This window comes from Streptomyces argenteolus (genome assembly GCF_042902585.1).
GTDB lineage: Bacteria > Actinomycetota > Actinomycetes > Streptomycetales > Streptomycetaceae > Streptomyces > Streptomyces argenteolus.
In genome coordinates this window covers 274,530-292,352 of record NZ_JBIBEG010000003.1, presented here as the reverse complement: position 1 = coordinate 292,352, position 17,823 = coordinate 274,530, and the positions used below count along the sequence as shown (strand labels likewise).

Here is a 17,823-nt window from a genome sequence, read left to right as displayed (position 1 = left end):
CCGTGCGCTCCCCCGAGGACGCCGTCACCCCACCGAGGAGATCGTCGAGCCGCCGGGCAGCACCGCACTCACCCGGAACCCTGTCTCCCGCTGAGCGCGGACCGCCAGGGTGGGACCGTCCGACCGTCCGCGCACGGAGCCCGAGATCTCGATGCGTCGCACGGCACGGCTGCCGGCGGCGAGGGCGTACCAGCCACCCGCAGGCGATTTCCAGAGGGTTCCGGCGGCGACATGCTGGCCGAACCGGCTGCACAGCGCCGTGTTCCGACGCTCGGACACCACGTCGGCCCGGGCGGAGGGCGAGGAGGCGGACGGGACGAACTGGACCAGGACCCGGCCCGGCCCACGCCAGGTGTCCGCCCGGGTGCACACCCAGTCGGCGGTGGAACGGGTACCGGGCAGTGGCTGGCGGGCGAAGTGCCAGTCGTTGACCGCGCGGACACCCGAACCGCGCAGACCCAGCAGCGAACACGCGGTGTGCGCCCAGCCCGCCAGGCCGTCCGGCCCCGTCGCCTCGCGCGGCTGCCTGGGCGGAACGCCCGCCGCCGGCAGAGGCGTGTGGGTGAGGTGTACGGGCGCGAGCTCACCGAGATCCGTGATGAGGAAGGCGTGCTTCTCCACGATCCGGTCCGAGGACCGCAACTGCACGGCCGGCCAGGAGACGCATCCAGCGCCCGCTCCCGGACGGGGCACCGCCGCGGTCACTCCGTCCTGGTCCACGGGCAGCGCCCGTGCCGGTGTTCCGGGCCGCAGGAGGTCCCGGGTCGCCGACTCCGCCACCCAGGGCGCCAGCAGGAACCTCGTGGCGGAACCGCTACGCCCCACGGCGAGCGCCGCTGCTGTGGTGACGTCCGCGTCGTCGACCCGGGCGAAGTCCAGCGCAGGGGCTCCTTGTCCGGCCCGCGGTTCGGCGTAGCGGACGGCGCGTACACCCCCGTCGTGGAAGAGCACGACGGTTTCGCCGTCGAGGTCGCCCGCGAAGAGCAGCCGTGGGGGCTCGGCGGGCGGCACCGTGGACGTGCCGGGGGTGGTCGTGACGGTGGCGTCCGCCGGGCGGCCCGCCCAGGTGCCGAGTGCCCGCTCCAGGAGCGCCCGGTCGTCGGTGCGACCGCCGCGAGGCGGCCAGGCGGTGAAGTCCACCCGTGAGGTGTCGGCCCACTGGTCCGGGGGAGTCCGGAGCAACTTCGCCGGGTCGAGCGCTCCGCCCGGCACGGTCCGGAGCAGGGCGGGGACCGGCTCGGCGCCATCGGTTCCGCGGTCGCCGGAGAGGGCCAGACCTCCCGCCACCGCCAGGAGCACGAGAGCGGTCGCACCCGCCCGCATCCGGTGCCGCCGCCGCAGCAGGTCGCCGGGGCGGGTCTGCACCGTACAGGGATCGAACTCGTCGGAACGCAGCATCTTGCCGACGCGCTCGTGGTCGCCGTCGGCGATGCGGGTGGCCGCGCGCACGGCGCCGGCCGGGTCCCTTACGCCTGCCTCGGCGAGCAGCGCGAGTGTGCTGTCGCCGGACAGCTTCTCCAGCAGACTCAGGCCTAGAGCGGCCCGGACGGGCGACGGGACCTCCGCGAGGGTGCGGTCCAGGGTGAATTCGTCCATCCCCCCGGCGCGGGGGAAGAGCCGGAGCCCTCGTACGACCGGCAGCGAAGGCCGCAGTGCCGCCGGGGCGGGAGCCCGCTCCGGCCACCAGCGTGGCCTTCGCCCGTACGCGAGCGCCGACCGCACGACTCGCAGGCGGACCAGGGCGTACGCGGGGGTCTGCCGCCCGTCGGCCGCCCGGGCAGCGGACCGCGGGGCGGGGACGCGCCCCGGAGCCGGTGTGCGGTGCGCCCTGCCGTACATGGCCCGCTGTACCACCGTGTGCGCGGCGAGCACTCTGCGGTGCCTGCCGAGGGCCGGGGGCAGCGTGAGATAGGCCAGGCGTACGAGGCGGGGGTAGTGCTCGACGAGCGCCGCCTCGGCCTCCTCCACACCTAGGTGCGTGCCGGTGCCGAGGATGCGAAGCGGCGGGGGGTGGAGCGGCATGCGAGGGGCGCCTTCCGTGCCGTGGGCAGAGAACCGTCACCCCGACAAACGAGCCGATCGTGTGACGGTCACATCGGCGCCTCGGGCCGCTCCCCGGGACCACGGCCACATCGGCCCTCGGGCCGCTCTCACGGCGACGGGCTGCGGGGGGATCGAGGGGGTACGCGCATGCGACAGCGCCTGGCTCACCGGAGAGGCGCTCCTGCACGATCGCTGCCGGGCCGGACCGACCGTTCGTGACCCCGCGCGTCACCGGGCCGGACCCGGCCGTTCGTGACCCCGCGCGTCACCGGGCCGGAGTACAGTCCGAGGGCTCTCACGGTCGCGGTCAGGGCCGGACGCCCGGTCAGCCGGGCTACGTCCACCACGGTCACACAGCCGGGTCGGCCGGGGTGCGTCCACGACGGTCACGCGGGGTCGGCCGGGGCAAGCCCGCGACCGTCATCCTGCACCCGTGGCCGCCCCCTGCCGTCGGGGTGAGGTCACAGCGGTCCCTCCGGGCCCTCGTCGCCAGAGCTCAGTTCCTCGGCCCGCAGGGCCAGATCCTGGAGCACATCGGCGGAGGTCACGTCCCCCTGCCCGGAGTCATGGATCTGAGCGAGCGCGATGAAGGCCAGAGTGAAGGCACCGACGAGTTGTTCGACGGCGCCGCCCACCTCGCGCCCCACCAGCGCGGCCATCTCCTCGACCGTGGCGTCGGAGGGAATGGCGATGTGCGGCATCGTCTCGTTCAGGAGCGTGGTCACCATGTTCCCGCCCGCATCGAGATCACTGCCGCCGTCCTCCTCCTCGGCGTGGCGCTGCATCTCGCCCGCCTCCGTGAGAATGCCGATCACTCGCTTGAGGACTTCACTCTGCTCCATACGGCGAGCATAAGCGCCGGACCTCCCACGCCTCGCCGCCCTCCGCTGGTGTGCCGGACGACGGACGGACCCGGGGACGAGCTCGGGTCGCTCTGCCGCCGCGAGGGGTATCTGCCTGAACCTCGGTCACGTCACCCGCTTTCGACGCGAGACCGGCGACGAGACAGCGCTGAAGCAGGAACCCCACGACGACTGCACGCTGACGGTGAGTGTTCCGTACGCGTTGATTCTGACGCGCGCTCACACGCTCGAATTGTCATGTCGCGGAGTGCCTGATACCTGGGAGGTCAGGACGAGTGCCTGTGACCGGTACGTACGCGACGAGCCCGGGTGCCGCATCGGACAACGCCTGCGCGGGCAGGGGAGATCGCTCCGCAGGGCGGCGGGGACAATGCGGCCATGGAGATGGCCTACCGCACGCTGACAGCCGATGTGATCGCGGCACTGACGTACTGGCCCGACGTCCTCTGGGCGGGTCAGAAGAAGAACCCTCCTGACCCGGTTGATCTCACGGTTCTGCCCCCTTTCTTCAACGAGGTGCTGCACGCACTTCCCTGGTGGAACCGGGACTGGAAGGTCACCCATGTCGAGCCGGGTCTTCCCCTGGAGATCGACAGCGATCACCGGGGGTACCGGGCGAGGTTCACCGAAGTGTCGGTGCCGGGCACGGTCGATTCCGGCAGTGGTGAGAGCCTGCCTTTCGTCGCGAAGGTCGGGTTTGCCGCTGACCGGCTGATCCGCTTCCAGGCCAAGATCGGTGAGGTGGTCCTCGGTCCCTCCGAGGCTCCCGCCGGGCAGTTGGAGCCACATCCGTTCGCCAGATTGCTCACCGGGCTGATGGCCCTCCGCGGGATTCCGGTCAGGGCGATGGCAAGGGAAACCGCACGATCGATGTCCACCATCCACATGCTGCGGGGAGGAAGGCACAATCCCGACCCGCGTCTGGCCCGGGAGATCGCCGCCGCGCTGGGCATGTCCGAGGCGGACGTCGCCGTCATCGCCGGACTCGACGACGGCAGTACGCAGTAGCTGACGGATGGTGGCATCACTTCGACGTGTGCGCTACGTCGAGCGATGTCCCTCCCGCGTGACCACATCGCCCCGGTGCCACTGGGCCGGGTGCGCGTTCGGCCCGAGTCGCGGTGCGGCGGATCAGTGTGCCGGGGCGCCCTCACGTTCGATCCTCTCGGCGCCGGCCAGCAGCTCCGGGTGCAACCGGCGTCGGGCGCTGAAGATCTCGATTCCCAGAAGCCGCCCCTGCGCGTCGTAGTCGAGTATCGCCGTGTCGTCCTCGGCAGGCACCTGCCGGACGGCCGCTCCCGGGGTGATGGTGTCGACGAGGTAGATGTACGCCATGTTCGCCGATGCGTCGTATGTGACCCGCATGATCAGTCCTTTCCGTGCTCCCGCCCCGGGGCCGGGGCCTGGTCATTCGGTGGGAAGCCGTAGGGACGTCGGACCCCCGCGGTGCCGTCTGCCGGTCATCCGGGGGATCGGATTGCCTGCCGCTCCACCGGCGCCGCAGAATCACCCCATGACCGACACCGTGGACGCGGCCTGGCAGCGCATCCTCACCCTTGCCGACGAGCCCGCTCGGCCGGATTCACCGCTTTCGGAAGCGTTCGCGGAGATGGTGCGCGTCGCACACGCGGAACCGAGGCTTCGTGGGCTGTATCCCTGGAGCGGCATGTGGGAGCTCCACTTCAGCAGGTGCACGGAGCAACGCTATACCTGGGACATCCTCTACATCGGCACGCTGGCGGACGGCAGGTACTACGTCGAAGGGCCGAGCCGGAACAGCCCGCGGACCGCCGAGACGGAGAGCGCGCGGGTCGCGGTCGCGAGGGTGGCCGACCGCCTTCCGCCTGCGTGCGGGCCTGCTTTCGCCGGCAACGCCGAGGAACTGGCCGCCCATGAGACGGCGCGGGGCCGCGGGTGAGGCCGCGGCCCTCAGGCGCGTTCCGGGGCCGTGATGACGCCGGGCGTCGTCCGGACCGTTCCGCGGTGGTGATCACCTCGGACGCGCGATAACGGCCGTCGTTGAGGGGCCGTCGGGGCAGCGCCTCAGCGGGTCAGTGTCTCGAAGCCGGAATCGGCGCAGTAGTCCACGACGCGTCCCTCCGCCTCGGAGTCACTGTCGCGCATCGCCGCCACCGTGGCCTCGCCCAGGGCGCGGCCCCCGTCGACGGTCTCCTTCCGCAACGGACGCATGGCGATGTACGCGTCCTCGGCGAGAGCTCCGACCTCGTCGTACTCCGACTCGTCCGAGGGCTCCGACCGCGCAGCGTTCCGGGCCTGCTGCCACGTGCCCAACTGCGCGCAGTAGTTCTCCCGTTGCCTGGTCAGCCGCTCCTCGTCCGCGCCGTCGGACGAGGAGCACCCGGCCACCAACACCGCCCACGCCACGGCGAGTGCCGGAACGACCGCCTTGCGCATGAGTCCCCCTCCCGTCGCTCCTGCCACCTGCAACTCCGCGAGGAGGATACTCGCGGGGAAGGACACCGCGACCGCGGCGGTGATCACCGCTCGGCGGCGCAGGCAACGGCGCGGTGACAGGGCGCCCGGGGTGGACGCCTCCGCAGTCCGGTGCCCGCGCCCTCACGCGGAGTTCCGCACCACCAGCACCGGTTCGAAGAGCACGGAGGTCGCGGGGCGGTCCGGTGCGGTCAGCCGGTCCAGCAGCAGGCGGGCCATCTCGGCCGCCATGTCCTCCACCGGCTGGCGCACCGTCGTGAGCGAGGGCCGGCAGGACGCGGCGACGCTGCTGTCGTCGAAGCCGATCAAGGCCACGTCATCGGGCACCCGCCTGCCGTGTTCACGCAGCACGTGGCAGGCGCCCACCGCCATGAGGTCGTTCGCGGCGAACACCCCGTCCAGGTCGGGGTGTTCGGCCAGGAGCCGTTCCATCGCCACCTCACCGCTCTCCTGGGTGAACAGGCCCTCCGCGACGGCCACCTCCTCGTGCCCGTGCTGTGCCATGGTGTCCCGGAACCCCGCGAGCCTCTCCTGTCCCACCGGCAGGTCCATCGGCCCGCTGATGGTGGCGACCCGCCGGCAGCCGCGCGCGAGCAGGTGGGCGGCTGCCAGCCGGGCACCCTCCCGGTGGTCCAGATCGACGTGACTGATCCGCGCGGGCCGGGCGGGGCGCGCGTACAGCACCGCCGGAAGGCCGGCGTCCGCGATCAGGGCCGGGAGCGGGTCCTGGGCGTGCGTCGACACGATCAGCGCACCGTCGGCGCTGCCCTGCCGCACGTACGACACCACCTCGTCCCTCGCGCGTGAGGTCTCGGCGAACATCAGCACCGGGTGCATCCCCCGCGGGCGCAGGTAGTTGACGACGCCGGTGACCACCCGGCCGAAGAACGGGTCGGCGAACACCCGGGCGGTGAAGGACCCCTCGTCCGCGTCCTCCTCGATCCCCGCCCCCGACACCACCAGGGCGATGGTCTCCGCACGCCTGGTGACGAGGGAGCGGGCCGCCCGGTTGGGCTCGTATCCGGTGACCGAGACCGCCTGCCGCACGGCCTCCTGGATCGCAGGGTCGACGTTGCGCACTCCGTTGACGACCCGGGAGACCGTCGCACGTGAGACACCGGCCGCTCTCGCCACGTCCTCCAAGGTGGGAATCGCGCCCGCCGGGCGCGGGGCATCCGTCATGCGCGCATTTATACCACCAGCGGCCGACGGAGATAGAGCGCTCTCCCGCGTTGGCCGAGGCGGTCCGACCGGGGGAGCGCGTTCGTCCCAGGGAGGGTGTGCGCCGGGGCGCGTGTGCGGCGAGCGGCGATTGTTCACTTGTCACCACGCGTCGTATGCCCATACGTTGGCCGCTTGCGACGTGTCCTACAGCCAGTGGGGGAGCCAAATCATGGCCGCGAACGGACGGCACCGCAGATATCAGCCCAGCCGCATCAACCGTGCTTCGCTCACGGTCACGGCGGGAGGTGCGGGCATCGCGCTCCCGCTCCTCACCGCCGCATCGGCGGGCGCCGCATCGACCGATGTGTGGGAGAAGGTCGCCGCCTGCGAGTCGACCGGAAACTGGCACATCAACACGGGCAACGGCTATTACGGGGGCCTGCAGTTCACCACGTCGACCTGGTCCGCCTACGGGGGCACGGCCTACGCCGCGCGTGCCGATCTGGCCACCAAGGACGAGCAGATAGCCGTCGCGGAGAAGGTGCTCGACGGCCAGGGCCCGGGAGCCTGGCCGACGTGTTCCGTGCGGGCGGGCCTGAAGCAGGGAGGCGAGTCGCCCGGGGCCGACCCGCAGACGAAGCGCCAGACCGCAGCCAAGACCGGGCAGGGCAAGGCCCCGCAGTCCGGCTCCGCGAAGAAGACCACCGCGGAAGCCGGAACGGCGAAGGCGTCGCCGACGGCCGTACCCGGCGCGCGTGAGTCGTACACCGTGGCGCGGGGTGACTCCCTCTCCGGTATCGCCTCCGCCGAGCGCGTCCAGGGTGGCTGGCAGCGGCTGTACGCCGCCAACCGGACGGTGGTGGGCGCCGACCCCGACCTCATCCTGCCCGGGCAGCGGCTGAGCCTGGACGTGGCGGGGACGCCGGTGACGGCGCCGAAGCCCGCTGCGGCGGCCCCGAAGCCGAAGCAGAAGACCGCGCCGAAGACGGCCCCCAAGGCCAAGGCCGCGCCGAAGACCGCCGCACCCCAGCCTGCCGCGAAGCCGGCGGCCCGGAGCGAGAAGAAGACCACCCCGTCGGGCAGCGGGCTCACCGCACCCGTGTCGGCCCGCACCGGGACCCCGTACCACCAGGCGGGATCGTGGTCCAGCGGCTACCACACCGGGGTCGACTTCCCGGTGCCCACCGGCACCTCGGTGAAGGCCGTGGCGTCGGGAAAGGTCGTCTCGGCCGGCTGGGCGGGCGCCTACGGCTACGAGGTCGTCATCAGGCACGCGGACGGCAGGTACAGCCAGTACGCGCATCTCTCCTCGCTCCACGTGCGCGAGGGCCAGCAGGTCGGCAGCGGCCAGCGGATCGCCCGCTCGGGGTCCACCGGCAACAGCACCGGCCCGCACCTGCACTTCGAGATCCGCACCGGCCCCGGCTACGGCTCGGACATCGACCCGCTGGCCTACTTGAGGGCGGGCGGAGTCAACGTCTGAACGGTTCCGCCACGCCTGTCCACGCCGCCGGTCCCTGCCGGACCGGCCACGGGCCGCCCATCACCGAACTCCACGCGACGGCTCCCGTGGTCCAGCGGCAGGGTCAACGGCAACGACAGCGCCGTGGGGGCGGGAAACCGGTCGGGCGCGGTGGCCCGCGGCGGGATGCCCGGCCTCGCCGGATCGGGCAGGGCCACGCCGGTGCCCGCGTCCACGACCTCGGCGGCGCCCACGTCCTCGGGCACACGGACGCCCGCCGACGCCTGGACGTCCTCGGGCACACGGACGCCGTCCGGCACCCGGACGTCTTCGGTCACGCGGTCGGCGGGGCCGTCCTGGGCGCCCCGGGTGCCTTGTCCCCTCACGGTGTGGCCGGGCTCCTCCCGCCGCTCCGAACCCACGCGCTCCGTGGTCAGCAGCACCAGACCGGCCGCCGCGAGCGCACCGCAGCCGAGAGCGAGCAGGGTGCCCGTCAGGCCGTAGCGGAACTGCTCCCCGAACATCGTGATGCCCACGGCGGCGGCGACCACGGGGTTGACCACCGTGACCGTCGCGAGCGGTGCCGTCAGCCCGGCGCCGCGGTAGGCGGCCTGCGAGAGCAGCAGTCCGGCGGCGGCGAGCGCGGCGATCACCAGCAGGGTCGGCAGCCCCGACTTCACCGCGCCGGAGGTCCACTCCACGGCTACGGTCTTCGTGAACACCGAGGCCATGCCGAAGGCCACGCCGGCACCGGTGGCGAGCACCACGCTGCGCAGCATCGGCCGGTGGAGCCCCTTGGCGAGGAGCACCACCGCCACCACGGCGCCGAAGGTTCCCGTCGCGAGCATCAGCTGCTCGGGCCCGCCCAGCGAGTGCGATCCCGCGTCCCCCGTCAGAGCCAGCAGCCCGGCCAGGCCCACCGTCGCCATCACCGCACCGCGCCAGGCCGTACGTCCCGCCCTGCGCCGGACGAAGACCGCCGCCATCGGCAGTGCGAAGACGATCGTGAGGGCGCCCAGGGGCTGGACGAGGCTGAGAGGCCCGTACGCCAGCGCCACCACGTGGAGTACCGCTCCCACTCCGTTGAGCCCCACGGCGACCCACCAGGCGCCGTTGCGCAGCGGCGCGTAGGGACGGCTGTCGCCACCCGCCGCCACGCGCTCCTGGACGATCGCGCCGGCCGCGTACGCGACGGCGGAGACCAGCGACAGAAGCACGGAAAGCGCGAGGGAACTCATGTACACCACGATGTCTCGTCGGAGCGGCCACGTCGTCGTCCTTGAGACGGCGATTCGGCCTACTGCTCCGGTAGTACGTACATCACTCCTGGGTCCTCCTCCCGACGGTAGTCCTCCTGGCGCGAGAGCTCAGAAGTTCGTCCAGGAGGTCACGCCGTGCTGACCGTCGGTGTCACCAGGTGCACGAAAACGGCCCGGACCGGGAGCCTCCTCGGGACGGGCCACGTGAGTGGATCAGGTGCTGAGCTGGAACTCGGCCCTGATGCGCTTGCCGACCGGCACCCGCTCCGCCGTGAGCCGGTCGCAGAGCGCGACGACGATCTCCATGCCGTGCCCGCCGAGGCGTGCCGGGTCGGGGGAGTAGAGGACCGGCAGTGCCGTGCTGCTGTCGTACACCGTGACGCTGATGCGCCGCGCGTCGCCCTCCAGCTCCAGCAGGTAGGGGCCGTGGCTGTAGCGGTCCGCGTTGGTGACGAGTTCGCTGACCGCCAGCATCAGGTCACTGCGGGTGTGATCGCCGAGTACGGCCAGCCACTCCGCCGCGAGCCGGGCCAGGAAGCGGTCGGCCAGGGCGCGCGCCTGCGCGATGCAACCGGGCTCGCCGTCGAACACCTCTGCGGCGAGCAGAACCTCTGTGGGTGGGGAGCCCTGCAAGGAGCCGTCCAGCCGTGAGGTTGCCTGTTCGTTCATGAACTCCAGCCAGGGCGCGCAGGGAGGTCGTCGACCTTCTTATCGCCGTTCGTCTACCCGCGTCGAGACATCTCACTCCGGCGGATTCCAAGGATCTTACGCGCGCGGTGGCAGCCGGACCACGCTCACGAAGAAGTCGTCGATCTGGCGCACCGCGCCGATGAACTGTTCCAGGTCGACCGGCTTGGTGACATAGGCGTTGGCGTGCAGTTTGTAGCTCCGCAGGATGTCCTCCTCGGCGGAGGACGTGGTGAGGACCACCACCGGGATCAGCGCCAGCTCAGGATCGGTCTTGATCTTCTCGAGCACCTGCCTGCCGTCGTACCGGGGCAGGTTCAGGTCGAGGAGCACCAGATCCGGACGCGGGGCGTCGGCGTACTCGCCCTGGCGGTAGAGGAAGTCCAGCGCCTCCTGGCCGTCGCGCACCACATGGAGCGTGTTGCGGATCTTGTTGTCCTCGAAGGCCTCGCGGGTCATCAGCTCGTCACCGGGATCGTCCTCGACGAGCAGGACCTCGATGGGCTTTACGGCGTCGTTCACTGGGTGTCTCCCGACCGGGTGGTGAGCGGGGCGGGGGCGAGCAGCTCCGCCGTGGTGTGCGTGGGTGCCTCAGGAAGGACGGGCAGGGTGAAGTGTATGAGTGTGCCCTCGGCGGGTTCGGGGTCCAGCCAGATCCGGCCACCGTGAAACTCGATGATCTTGCGGCACAGGGAGAGACCGATCCCTGTCCCCTCGTACTCGTCGCGGGCGTGCAGGCGCTGGAAGATGATGAACACCTTGTCGGCGAACTCGGGAGCGATCCCGATGCCGTTGTCGGCGACCGTCAGGTGCCAGTCCTCGCCCTCCCGGACGCAGCCGACCGTGATCCGGCAGGGCACGTCGGGCCTGCGGAACTTGACCGCGTTCCCGACGAGGTTCTGCCAGACCATGGTGAGCGACGTCGAGTCGCCCAGGAGCTCGGGCAGCGGGTCCTCGCGCCCCACGGTGGCCCCGGACTCCTCCACGGCCAGGGTGAGGTTGGAGAGCGCGCGGTCCAGGGCTCCGCCGAGGTCGACGGGCTTCCAGCTCTGCTGCACCCGGCCCACCCGGGAGAAGGTCAGCAGGTCGTTGATGAGCACCTGCATCCGCTTGGCGCCGTCGACCGCGAAGTCGATGTACTGCCGGCCGCGCTCGTCGAGCTGCGTGCCGTAGCGCTTCTCCAGGAGCTGGCAGAAGGAGGCCACCTTCCGCAGCGGCTCCTGCAGGTCGTGCGAGGCCACGTACGCGAACTGCTCCAGTTCGGAGTTGGACCGGCGCAGCTCCGCGGTCTGCTCCGCCAGCAGAGTCTCACGCTCCTGCGACTCGGCCAGTTCCGCGACCAGGCGCCGGCGCATGTCCTCGGCCGCGGCGGCGACCGCCCTGACGTCCGAAGGGCCGCGGACGGCGATCCGGCCGTTGAAGGCACCCGACCTGACCTTGTTCGACGCCGCGGTCAGGGCGGCCAGCGGCCGGCCGACCATGCGGTGCAACAGCAGGCTCAGCGACACGACGGCCAGCACGAAGCCGGCCACCAGGGCGATGAGCACCCGGTCGCGGGTGACGCGTGCGTCGTCGAGCTCCGCGCGGGCCTGGTCACGCGCCTCGTCCAGATGGCTCTGCTGGACCGAGTAGAGCGCCCGCAGCGCGTCGAAGTCCTGCTTGCTCCGCAGGATGGGTGCCGAGGACGCCCCCTTCGGACCGCTCGCCCGCACCGTGGCGATCAGCGGTTCGGCGCGCAGTGCGCGCCACTGCTGGGCGGCCTTCTCGATACGGTCCAGGTCGGCGGCGTACGGCTTCTCGTCCCCGAGCAGTTCGCGCAGCCGGGCCAGCCGCTCCCGCTCGGCCCGCGTGCCCGCCCGGTAGGGCTCGAGGAACGTGGTGTCCCCGGTGAGCGCGTAGCCGCGGACGCCGGTCTCCTGGTCCAGCAGCGAGTTCTGCAGCTGGAAGGAGGAGGAGCGGGCGGGCTGGATGTGGTCGACCAGCTCCGTCGTGCGGTCGGAGATCCGGGAGAGGACGAGTCCTCCCACGACGAGGCAGCCGCAGACCACCAGCACGAACCCGGCCAGGATGAGATGGACCCAGTTCTGTACCGACAGGCGGGCTATCGGGCCGGGCCTTGTGTCCGTGGTTTCGCGTGTGCTCATGAGACCGGCCTCCAGCCGAGGTGGAGTACGGCGACGTCGTCCGCGAGCCCGCCGTACGGCGACGCGCTCTCGGTGGCCTCCGCGACCAAGGCGTCCACGAAGGCGCGGGGCTCCAGCGCCCCGTACTTGCCCGCCATGGCCAGCAGTCCTTCCTCGCCCAGCCGCGACCGGGGGCCCGTACGCCCCTCGAAGAGGCCGTCGGTGAACAGGACCACGTCGGTGTCCGGGCGGAGCTCGAGCTCGGTGACCGTCCAGCGTCCGGCGCCGGGAAGCAGCCCGAGGGCCATGCCGGTCTCCGGCTCCTCCCAGCTGACGTCCGAGCCGTGCCGCAGCAGGATGCCCGGGTGACCGGCCCGCCCGATGTACACCCTGTCCCGGCTCGGCGGGAAGACGAGGGTGGTCACGGTGGCGAACACATGGGGGTCGGACCGCTCGGCGACGAGGATCCCCTCCAGCAGGCCGATCTTCTCCCGCTGGGACACCCCGGTCAGTACGGCCGTGCGCCAGGCGACCCGCAGACAGACGCCCAGCGCCGCCTCCGCGGCCCCGTGCCCCGACACGTCGCCGATCACCGCGTGCACCGCGCCGTCGGCGGTCTGCACCACGTCGTAGAAGTCGCCGCTCAGGAGTCCGTGGGCGCGCCCCGCCTCGTACCGCGCGGCCACCCGGAAACTGTCGTCCAGGAGCAGCGGAATGGGCAGCAGAGCGCGCTCCAGCCGGGCGTTCTCCTGCGCGATCAGCCGGCTGGTCCGCATGGCTGCCGCCGACCGCTCGGCGTGCTTGCGCTGGAGGGCGTAGCGGACCGCGCGCCCGAGCACCTCGGGATCGATGCGGCCCTTGACGAGGTAGTCCTGCGCGCCCTGCGCCACCGCGGACAGCCCGGTCTCGGACTCGGCCAGGCCGGTCAGCACGATGACGGCTGCGTCCGGCGCGGACTCCACCAGCTGACGGACCGCGTCGAGGCCGTTCACGTCGGGCAGGTGCAGATCCAGCAGGACACAGACCGGCGTGCGGCACTCCAGCAGGAACCGCCGCGCCTCGGCCAGCGTCTTGCACCACGTGAGCGGAGCTTCGAGCTCACTGTCCGTGAGCATCTCCTCGACGAGGAGAGCATCCCCCGCGTCGTCCTCGACCAGGAGAAGGGCCGCGCCCAGCTCCCAGACGGACGCGTCGGCAGCGGCGAGAATCCCTTGCTGCTCAGGGATCACGCCGGGCGTTCTCACCCCCGCAGAGGTGTTCGTCTGCGACTCGGTCACACTCCACCCCCTCCGACGGACGGCACGGGGCATCCGCGGCCGTTTCGGCAGGAAGCATATGCGACTGATGCCCGGCGCTCGGCCGGGCATCAGGGATTCAGCGCACACGCAGGGCGATCACGCCTCGACGCACATGCCCGCACGCAGGCGCTGCACGATCCTGCTGAGCAGGCGGGACACGTGCATCTGGGAAACTCCCAGCTCGGCGCCGATCTGAGCCTGAGTCATCTCTTGGCCGAAACGCATCCGGACGATCTTCCGCTCCCGGTCGTCCAGCTGCCGCAGCAGCGGTGCCAGGGCGTGCAGATTCTCGACCGTCTCCATGGCCGGGTCGTCCTCGCCCAGCAGGTCGGCGTAGGCGCGCTGGTCGCCGCCCGACTCGCTGTCCGCGCTCGGGGTGTCCAGCGAGCCCGCGGAGTAGCCGTTGGCGGCGACGAGACCCTCGATGATCTCCTCCTCGGGGAGATCCAGATGCACGGCCAGCTCGGCGACCGTGGGGTCGCGGTCGAGCTTCGCCGAGAGGTGTTCCTTGGCCTTGGCCAGCTCGACCCGCAGCTCCTGCAGGCGGCGCGGCACGTGCACGGACCAGGTCGTGTCCCGGAAGAAACGCTTGATCTCGCCGACGATGTACGGCACGGCGAATGTCGCGAACTCGACCTCGCGCGACAGGTCGAACCGGTCGATCGCCTTGATCAGGCCGATCGTCCCCACCTGGATGATGTCCTCGGTGTCGTCCCCGCCCCGGTTGCGGAACCGTGAGGCGGCGAAGCGCACGAGTGAGAGATTCATCTCGATCAGGGTGTTGCGCGCGTACTGGTACTCGTGCGTGCCCTCTTCGAGGTCCTGGAGCCGGTCGAAGAAGAGCTTCGACATCGCCCGGGCGTCCTGTGGGGCCACCTTGCCGGCGTCCTCGATCCACGGAAGCGCGGCCGTGCCGGAACCCGTGCCCGCCTCGTCGCACCGCGTGGCCGCCGTGCCGATCGCTTCGGTGGTTCGCACTGACATGGCCGTCATGGTGTCGCCCTCCCTGGAATACGCCTGTGGTGACGAGCGCATGCCCCGGTATCCGGAACTCATGCCACCGAATTCCTGAAAACTTTTCCGAGGGCAGAGAGAGGGGAGGGGGCACCGCCGAGAGGTGTAACGAAATGTGTTGATCCGGTCGGATATTCGAGCTCCTTCTCGGACCGGGGTGTGAGTTGCGCCGCTTTCTGGGCACCTGTGGTGTTCCCGGAGGAGCGGGCAGAGATCAGAGGAGCGGCTCATGAGCGCAACCGGCCCGGCGGGCCGCACGGCCGACAGGACCGTCACGACCAGGATTCCGGCGCGGCTGGACCGGCTGCCCTGGTCACGCTGGCACTGGATGATCGTGATCGGGCTCGGGACGGTCTGGATCCTCGACGGACTCGAGGTCACCGTCGTCGGCAACATCGCGAGCAGGCTGTCGGAGGACGGCAGCGGACTGGACATCACCGACGCCCAGGTCACCGGCATCGCCGCCGCGCTGTACGTGGCGGGAGCCTGCTCGGGGGCGCTGGTCTTCGGGTGGCTGACGGACCGCTTCGGGCGCAAGAAGCTCTTCCTGATCACCCTCGCCGTGTATCTGGCGGCCACCGCGCTCACGGCGATCTCCTTCTCGGCGTGGTGGTTCTTCCTCTTCCGCTTCCTGACCGGCTTCGGGATTGGCGGGGAGTACGCGGCGATCAACTCGGCCATCGACGAGCTGATCCCCAGCAAGTACCGGGGCCGCGTCGACCTCATCATCAACGGCAGCTTCTGGCTGGGCGCGGTGGCCGGTTCCCTGCTGTCCGTCCTCGCGCTGAACACCGACATCTTCCCCAAGGACATCGGCTGGCGGCTCACGTTCGCCCTGGGCGTGGTCCTCGGACTCGTGATCCTCCTGGTGCGCCGCCATGTGCCGGAGAGCCCTCGGTGGATGTTCATCCACGGACACGACGAAGCCGCGGAGAAGCTCGTCGACGGGGTGGAACGCGAGGTGGAGGCGGAGACCGGGAAGAGCCTGCCCCCGGCCGAGCCCGCCATCACCGTGCGGCAGCGCACGAGCATCGGGTTCGGGCTGATCGCCCGTACCGTGTTCCGCTCGTATCCCAAGAGGGCCGTCCTCGGGATCGCCCTCTTCATCGGCCAGGCGTTCCTCTACAACGCGATCACCTTCGGCTTCGGCTCGATCCTGGTGAAGTTCTTCGACGTCTCCAGCGGCGCCACCGGCTACTACTTCGCGGTCATCGCCTTCTGCAACTTCCTGGGACCGCTCCTGCTGGGCCGCCTCTTCGACACGGTGGGACGCAAACCGATGATCGCGGGGACGTACATCCTCTCCGGTCTGCTCCTCTTCGGCACCGCGTGGCTCTTCGGCGCCGGGGCCCTGACGGCCGTCACCATGACCGGCTGCTGGTGCCTGGTCCTCTTCGTCGCCTCGGCCGGTGCCAGCTCCGCCTATCTGACGGTGAGCGAGATCTTCCCCATGGAGACACGGGCGATGGCGATCGCGTTCTTCTACGCCGTGGGTACCGCGGCGGGAGGTATCACCGGCCCGCTGGTCTTCGCGGACCTGACCGCGAGCGGCGTGGTGGGCGACACCGTCCTGGCCTTCTGCATCGGAGCCGCCCTCATGGTCGCCGCCGGTCTGGTCGCGTCCTTCTTCGCGGTGGCGGCCGAGCAGAAGTCCCTGGAGGACATCGCGACCCCGCTGTCGGTCAGCGGGAAGGAGAGCTGACATCCGAACGGAGCAATGCCCGACTCGTGGCAGACTTGACCGGGGCATTCGGCCCGTGCGCGCCTGCCCTCGCCGGCCCCGGCCGGACCACTCCCCACCGAAGCCGAGAGCGGCATGAGTGACGAGTGACAGAGGAACGGCAATGACGGTGACAGAGGACAGCCCGGAGTTCGCTCCCGGTATCGACGAGTTCGGTCCCGGTATCGACCCGGAGCGGCTGGCCGTCTGCCTCAGCGTGCTCGACGAGCTCGACACCATCGAGGTCGACCACCCCGACGCCATCGCCGTACGCAGGGCGACCGCGGGCATCTACCGCACCGTGAAGCAGCGCCGCCGCCAGGAGCGGCGCGCCGCCAAGACCGCGCACGACAAGGCGGTCACCGAAGCCACGGCGACGGGCTCCGCCGAGCGGATCGACGACGAGACGCAGGGGGTCCTCCCGTCCTCGTCCGCCGCCGCCGAGATCGCGGGCATTCTCCAGCGCCCCAGGTCCTGCTACGTCTGCAAGACCCGGTACGTCGAGGTGGACGCCTTCTACCACCAGCTCTGCCAGCAGTGTGCCAAGGAGAACCGCGAGCGGCGCGACGCGCGCACCGACCTCACAGGCCGCCGCGCCCTGCTCACCGGCGGCCGGGCCAAGATCGGCATGTACATCGCGCTGCGGCTGCTCCGTGACGGGGCGCACACCACCATCACCACCCGCTTCCCCAACGACGCGATCCGCCGGTTCAAGGCCATGCCGGACAGCGACGAGTGGATCCACCGCCTGAAGATCGTCGGCATCGACCTGCGCGATCCGGCCCAGGTCGTCGCGCTCGCCGACTCGGTGGCCGCCGAGGGCCCGCTGGACATCCTGATCAACAACGCCGCGCAGACGGTACGCCGCTCCCCGCAGGCGTACAGCGAGCTGCTCGGCGCCGAGTCCGCCCCGCTGCCCGCAGGTGAGCTCCCCGCGGCCGAGGTGATCGGCACCTTCGGCAGCGGCACCGTCGACCGGGTGGCCGCGCTGCCCGCCGCCCGCAAGGAGGGGGAGGGGCTGAGCGCGCAGGACGTCACGGATCTCGCCCTGGTCACCGGCTCCGCCTCGCCGGCCCGCATCGCCGCGGGCACCGCGATCGACGCCGGCGGGCTCGTGCCCGACCTGCACGACACCAACAGCTGGATCCAGACCGTCGAGGAGGTCGAGCCCATCGAGCTCCTCGAGGTCCAGCTCTGCAATTCCACCGCGCCCTTCATCCTGATCAGCCGGTTGCGCCCGGCGATGGCCAGGACGGCCTCGAAGCGCGCCTACGTGGTGAACGTCTCCGCGATGGAAGGCGTGTTCAGCCGTGGCTACAAGGGTGCGGGGCATCCGCACACCAACATGGCCAAGGCCGCGCTGAACATGCTGACCCGCACCAGCGCGCAGGAGATGTACGAGAAGGACCGCATCCTCATGACCGCAGTCGACACCGGCTGGATCACCGACGAGCGCCCGCACCCCGACAAGATCCGCCTCGCGGAGGAGGGTTTCCACGCCCCCCTCGACCTGGTGGACGGGGCTGCCCGGGTCTACGACCCCATCGTGCGGGGTGAGGCGGGCGAGGAGCTGTACGGCTGCTTCCTGAAGGACTACGCGCCCGCGGGCTGGTGACCCAGAGCGCGGGGGCCTGACGTCCTCCCGTCTCTCCTGCTCCCACCCGTTTCTTCCGCATCACCCGCCACCTGCGTCAACAGATGGCACGGCGACGGCCCGTTTGCACAGGGCCGTCGCC

The 17,823-nt window shown here is 71.1% G+C and carries 16 protein-coding genes; 5 read left to right on the top strand and 11 right to left on the bottom strand.

Annotated features, from left to right (window positions below):
* Positions 1 to 24 precede the first annotated feature (24 nt).
* Both ACFY8O_RS13860 and ACFY8O_RS13855 read right to left on the bottom strand, forming a co-directional pair.
* Positions 25 to 2,022 carry a hypothetical protein gene (locus ACFY8O_RS13860; RefSeq protein ID WP_387901646.1) on the bottom strand — a complete coding sequence of 666 codons (1,998 nt, stop codon included), beginning with the start codon at positions 2,020 to 2,022 and terminating at the stop codon, positions 25 to 27.
* Positions 2,023 to 2,504: 482 nt separating this feature from the next.
* Positions 2,505 to 2,885 carry a hypothetical protein gene (locus tag ACFY8O_RS13855; protein WP_387901643.1) on the bottom strand — a complete coding sequence of 127 codons (381 nt, stop codon included), beginning with the start codon at positions 2,883 to 2,885 and terminating at the stop codon, positions 2,505 to 2,507.
* A 399-nt stretch (positions 2,886 to 3,284) separates the two neighbouring features.
* Here ACFY8O_RS13855 and ACFY8O_RS13850 point away from each other — a divergent pair, with 399 nt between their 5' ends.
* Positions 3,285 to 3,914: a helix-turn-helix domain-containing protein gene (locus ACFY8O_RS13850; protein ID WP_387901641.1), complete on the top strand. Its 630-nt coding sequence runs from the start codon at positions 3,285 to 3,287 to the stop codon at positions 3,912 to 3,914.
* 123 nt (positions 3,915 to 4,037) lie between these two features.
* On the opposite strand, the gene ACFY8O_RS13845 is transcribed toward ACFY8O_RS13850, so the two are convergent.
* Positions 4,038 to 4,271, bottom strand: a complete 234-nt coding sequence (locus ACFY8O_RS13845) for a DUF2283 domain-containing protein (RefSeq protein WP_387901639.1) — start codon at positions 4,269 to 4,271, stop codon at positions 4,038 to 4,040.
* Between the two features lie 148 nt (positions 4,272 to 4,419).
* Here ACFY8O_RS13845 and ACFY8O_RS13840 point away from each other — a divergent pair, with 148 nt between their 5' ends.
* Positions 4,420 to 4,824 carry a DUF6193 family natural product biosynthesis protein gene (locus tag ACFY8O_RS13840; RefSeq protein WP_387901637.1) on the top strand — a complete coding sequence of 135 codons (405 nt, stop codon included), beginning with the start codon at positions 4,420 to 4,422 and terminating at the stop codon, positions 4,822 to 4,824.
* Positions 4,825 to 4,949: 125 nt separating this feature from the next.
* Here ACFY8O_RS13840 and ACFY8O_RS13835 read toward each other — a convergent pair whose 3' ends face one another.
* Both ACFY8O_RS13835 and ACFY8O_RS13830 read right to left on the bottom strand, forming a co-directional pair.
* Complete coding sequence (locus ACFY8O_RS13835) at positions 4,950 to 5,321, bottom strand: hypothetical protein (RefSeq protein ID WP_387901635.1); 372 nt, start codon at positions 5,319 to 5,321, stop codon at positions 4,950 to 4,952.
* 162 nt (positions 5,322 to 5,483) lie between these two features.
* Positions 5,484 to 6,542: a LacI family DNA-binding transcriptional regulator gene (locus ACFY8O_RS13830; RefSeq protein ID WP_387901633.1), complete on the bottom strand. Its 1,059-nt coding sequence runs from the start codon at positions 6,540 to 6,542 to the stop codon at positions 5,484 to 5,486.
* Between the two features lie 211 nt (positions 6,543 to 6,753).
* Between ACFY8O_RS13830 and ACFY8O_RS13825 the strand changes: the two genes are divergently transcribed.
* Positions 6,754 to 8,007, top strand: coding sequence for a transglycosylase family protein (locus ACFY8O_RS13825; RefSeq protein WP_387901630.1), 1,254 nt, complete (start codon positions 6,754 to 6,756; stop codon positions 8,005 to 8,007).
* On the opposite strand, the gene ACFY8O_RS13820 is transcribed toward ACFY8O_RS13825, so the two are convergent.
* The 6 genes from ACFY8O_RS13820 to ACFY8O_RS13795 all read right to left on the bottom strand — a co-directional run bounded on the left by ACFY8O_RS13820 (position 7,977) and on the right by ACFY8O_RS13795 (position 14,346).
* Entirely contained in the window at positions 7,977 to 9,224 is a 1,248-nt protein-coding gene (locus ACFY8O_RS13820) for a DMT family transporter (protein WP_387901629.1), read from the bottom strand. The two genes, ACFY8O_RS13825 and ACFY8O_RS13820, sit on opposite strands and share 31 nt — an antisense overlap.
* Before the next feature lie 234 nt (positions 9,225 to 9,458).
* Complete coding sequence (locus ACFY8O_RS13815; protein ID WP_145805323.1) at positions 9,459 to 9,914, bottom strand: ATP-binding protein; 456 nt, start codon at positions 9,912 to 9,914, stop codon at positions 9,459 to 9,461.
* Positions 9,915 to 10,010: 96 nt separating this feature from the next.
* A complete protein-coding gene (locus tag ACFY8O_RS13810) occupies positions 10,011 to 10,454 on the bottom strand; it encodes a response regulator (protein WP_145805322.1) in 444 nt (147 codons plus the stop codon).
* On the bottom strand, positions 10,451 to 12,076 hold the full coding sequence (locus ACFY8O_RS13805) for a sensor histidine kinase (RefSeq protein WP_387901626.1): 1,626 nt from the start codon (positions 12,074 to 12,076) through the stop codon (positions 10,451 to 10,453). The genes ACFY8O_RS13810 and ACFY8O_RS13805 overlap by 4 nt, the downstream gene beginning before the upstream one ends.
* Positions 12,073 to 13,284, bottom strand: a complete 1,212-nt coding sequence (locus tag ACFY8O_RS13800; RefSeq protein WP_387901625.1) for a PP2C family protein-serine/threonine phosphatase — start codon at positions 13,282 to 13,284, stop codon at positions 12,073 to 12,075. The genes ACFY8O_RS13805 and ACFY8O_RS13800 overlap by 4 nt, the downstream gene beginning before the upstream one ends.
* Positions 13,285 to 13,449: 165 nt before the next feature.
* Complete coding sequence (locus ACFY8O_RS13795; protein WP_145805319.1) at positions 13,450 to 14,346, bottom strand: RNA polymerase sigma factor SigF; 897 nt, start codon at positions 14,344 to 14,346, stop codon at positions 13,450 to 13,452.
* 250 nt (positions 14,347 to 14,596) lie between these two features.
* Between ACFY8O_RS13795 and ACFY8O_RS13790 the strand changes: the two genes are divergently transcribed.
* Together ACFY8O_RS13790 and ACFY8O_RS13785 are read left to right on the top strand one after the other, a co-directional pair.
* The gene (locus ACFY8O_RS13790; RefSeq protein WP_145805318.1) at positions 14,597 to 16,069 is read left to right on the top strand and encodes an MFS transporter; all 1,473 of its coding nucleotides are present in this window, start codon (positions 14,597 to 14,599) and stop codon (positions 16,067 to 16,069) included.
* 142 nt (positions 16,070 to 16,211) lie between these two features.
* The gene (locus ACFY8O_RS13785; protein WP_145805316.1) at positions 16,212 to 17,702 is read left to right on the top strand and encodes an SDR family NAD(P)-dependent oxidoreductase; all 1,491 of its coding nucleotides are present in this window, start codon (positions 16,212 to 16,214) and stop codon (positions 17,700 to 17,702) included.
* The last annotated feature ends 121 nt before the right edge of the window (positions 17,703 to 17,823 follow it).

Coding starts and splice junctions, on each gene's coding strand:
- ACFY8O_RS13815 (WP_145805323.1), bottom strand. CDS start 9,914: ATGAACGAACAGGCAACCTCACGGCTGGACGGCTCCTTGCAGGGCTCC.
- ACFY8O_RS13850 (WP_387901641.1), top strand. CDS start 3,285: ATGGAGATGGCCTACCGCACGCTGACAGCCGATGTGATCGCGGCACTG.
- ACFY8O_RS13785 (WP_145805316.1), top strand. CDS start 16,212: ATGACGGTGACAGAGGACAGCCCGGAGTTCGCTCCCGGTATCGACGAG.
- ACFY8O_RS13790 (WP_145805318.1), top strand. CDS start 14,597: ATGAGCGCAACCGGCCCGGCGGGCCGCACGGCCGACAGGACCGTCACG.
- ACFY8O_RS13835 (WP_387901635.1), bottom strand. CDS start 5,321: ATGCGCAAGGCGGTCGTTCCGGCACTCGCCGTGGCGTGGGCGGTGTTG.
- ACFY8O_RS13840 (WP_387901637.1), top strand. CDS start 4,420: ATGACCGACACCGTGGACGCGGCCTGGCAGCGCATCCTCACCCTTGCC.
- ACFY8O_RS13860 (WP_387901646.1), bottom strand. CDS start 2,022: ATGCCGCTCCACCCCCCGCCGCTTCGCATCCTCGGCACCGGCACGCAC.
- ACFY8O_RS13795 (WP_145805319.1), bottom strand. CDS start 14,346: ATGACGGCCATGTCAGTGCGAACCACCGAAGCGATCGGCACGGCGGCC.
- ACFY8O_RS13820 (WP_387901629.1), bottom strand. CDS start 9,224: ATGAGTTCCCTCGCGCTTTCCGTGCTTCTGTCGCTGGTCTCCGCCGTC.
- ACFY8O_RS13805 (WP_387901626.1), bottom strand. CDS start 12,076: ATGAGCACACGCGAAACCACGGACACAAGGCCCGGCCCGATAGCCCGC.
- ACFY8O_RS13845 (WP_387901639.1), bottom strand. CDS start 4,271: ATGCGGGTCACATACGACGCATCGGCGAACATGGCGTACATCTACCTC.
- ACFY8O_RS13855 (WP_387901643.1), bottom strand. CDS start 2,885: ATGGAGCAGAGTGAAGTCCTCAAGCGAGTGATCGGCATTCTCACGGAG.
- ACFY8O_RS13830 (WP_387901633.1), bottom strand. CDS start 6,542: ATGACGGATGCCCCGCGCCCGGCGGGCGCGATTCCCACCTTGGAGGAC.
- ACFY8O_RS13825 (WP_387901630.1), top strand. CDS start 6,754: ATGGCCGCGAACGGACGGCACCGCAGATATCAGCCCAGCCGCATCAAC.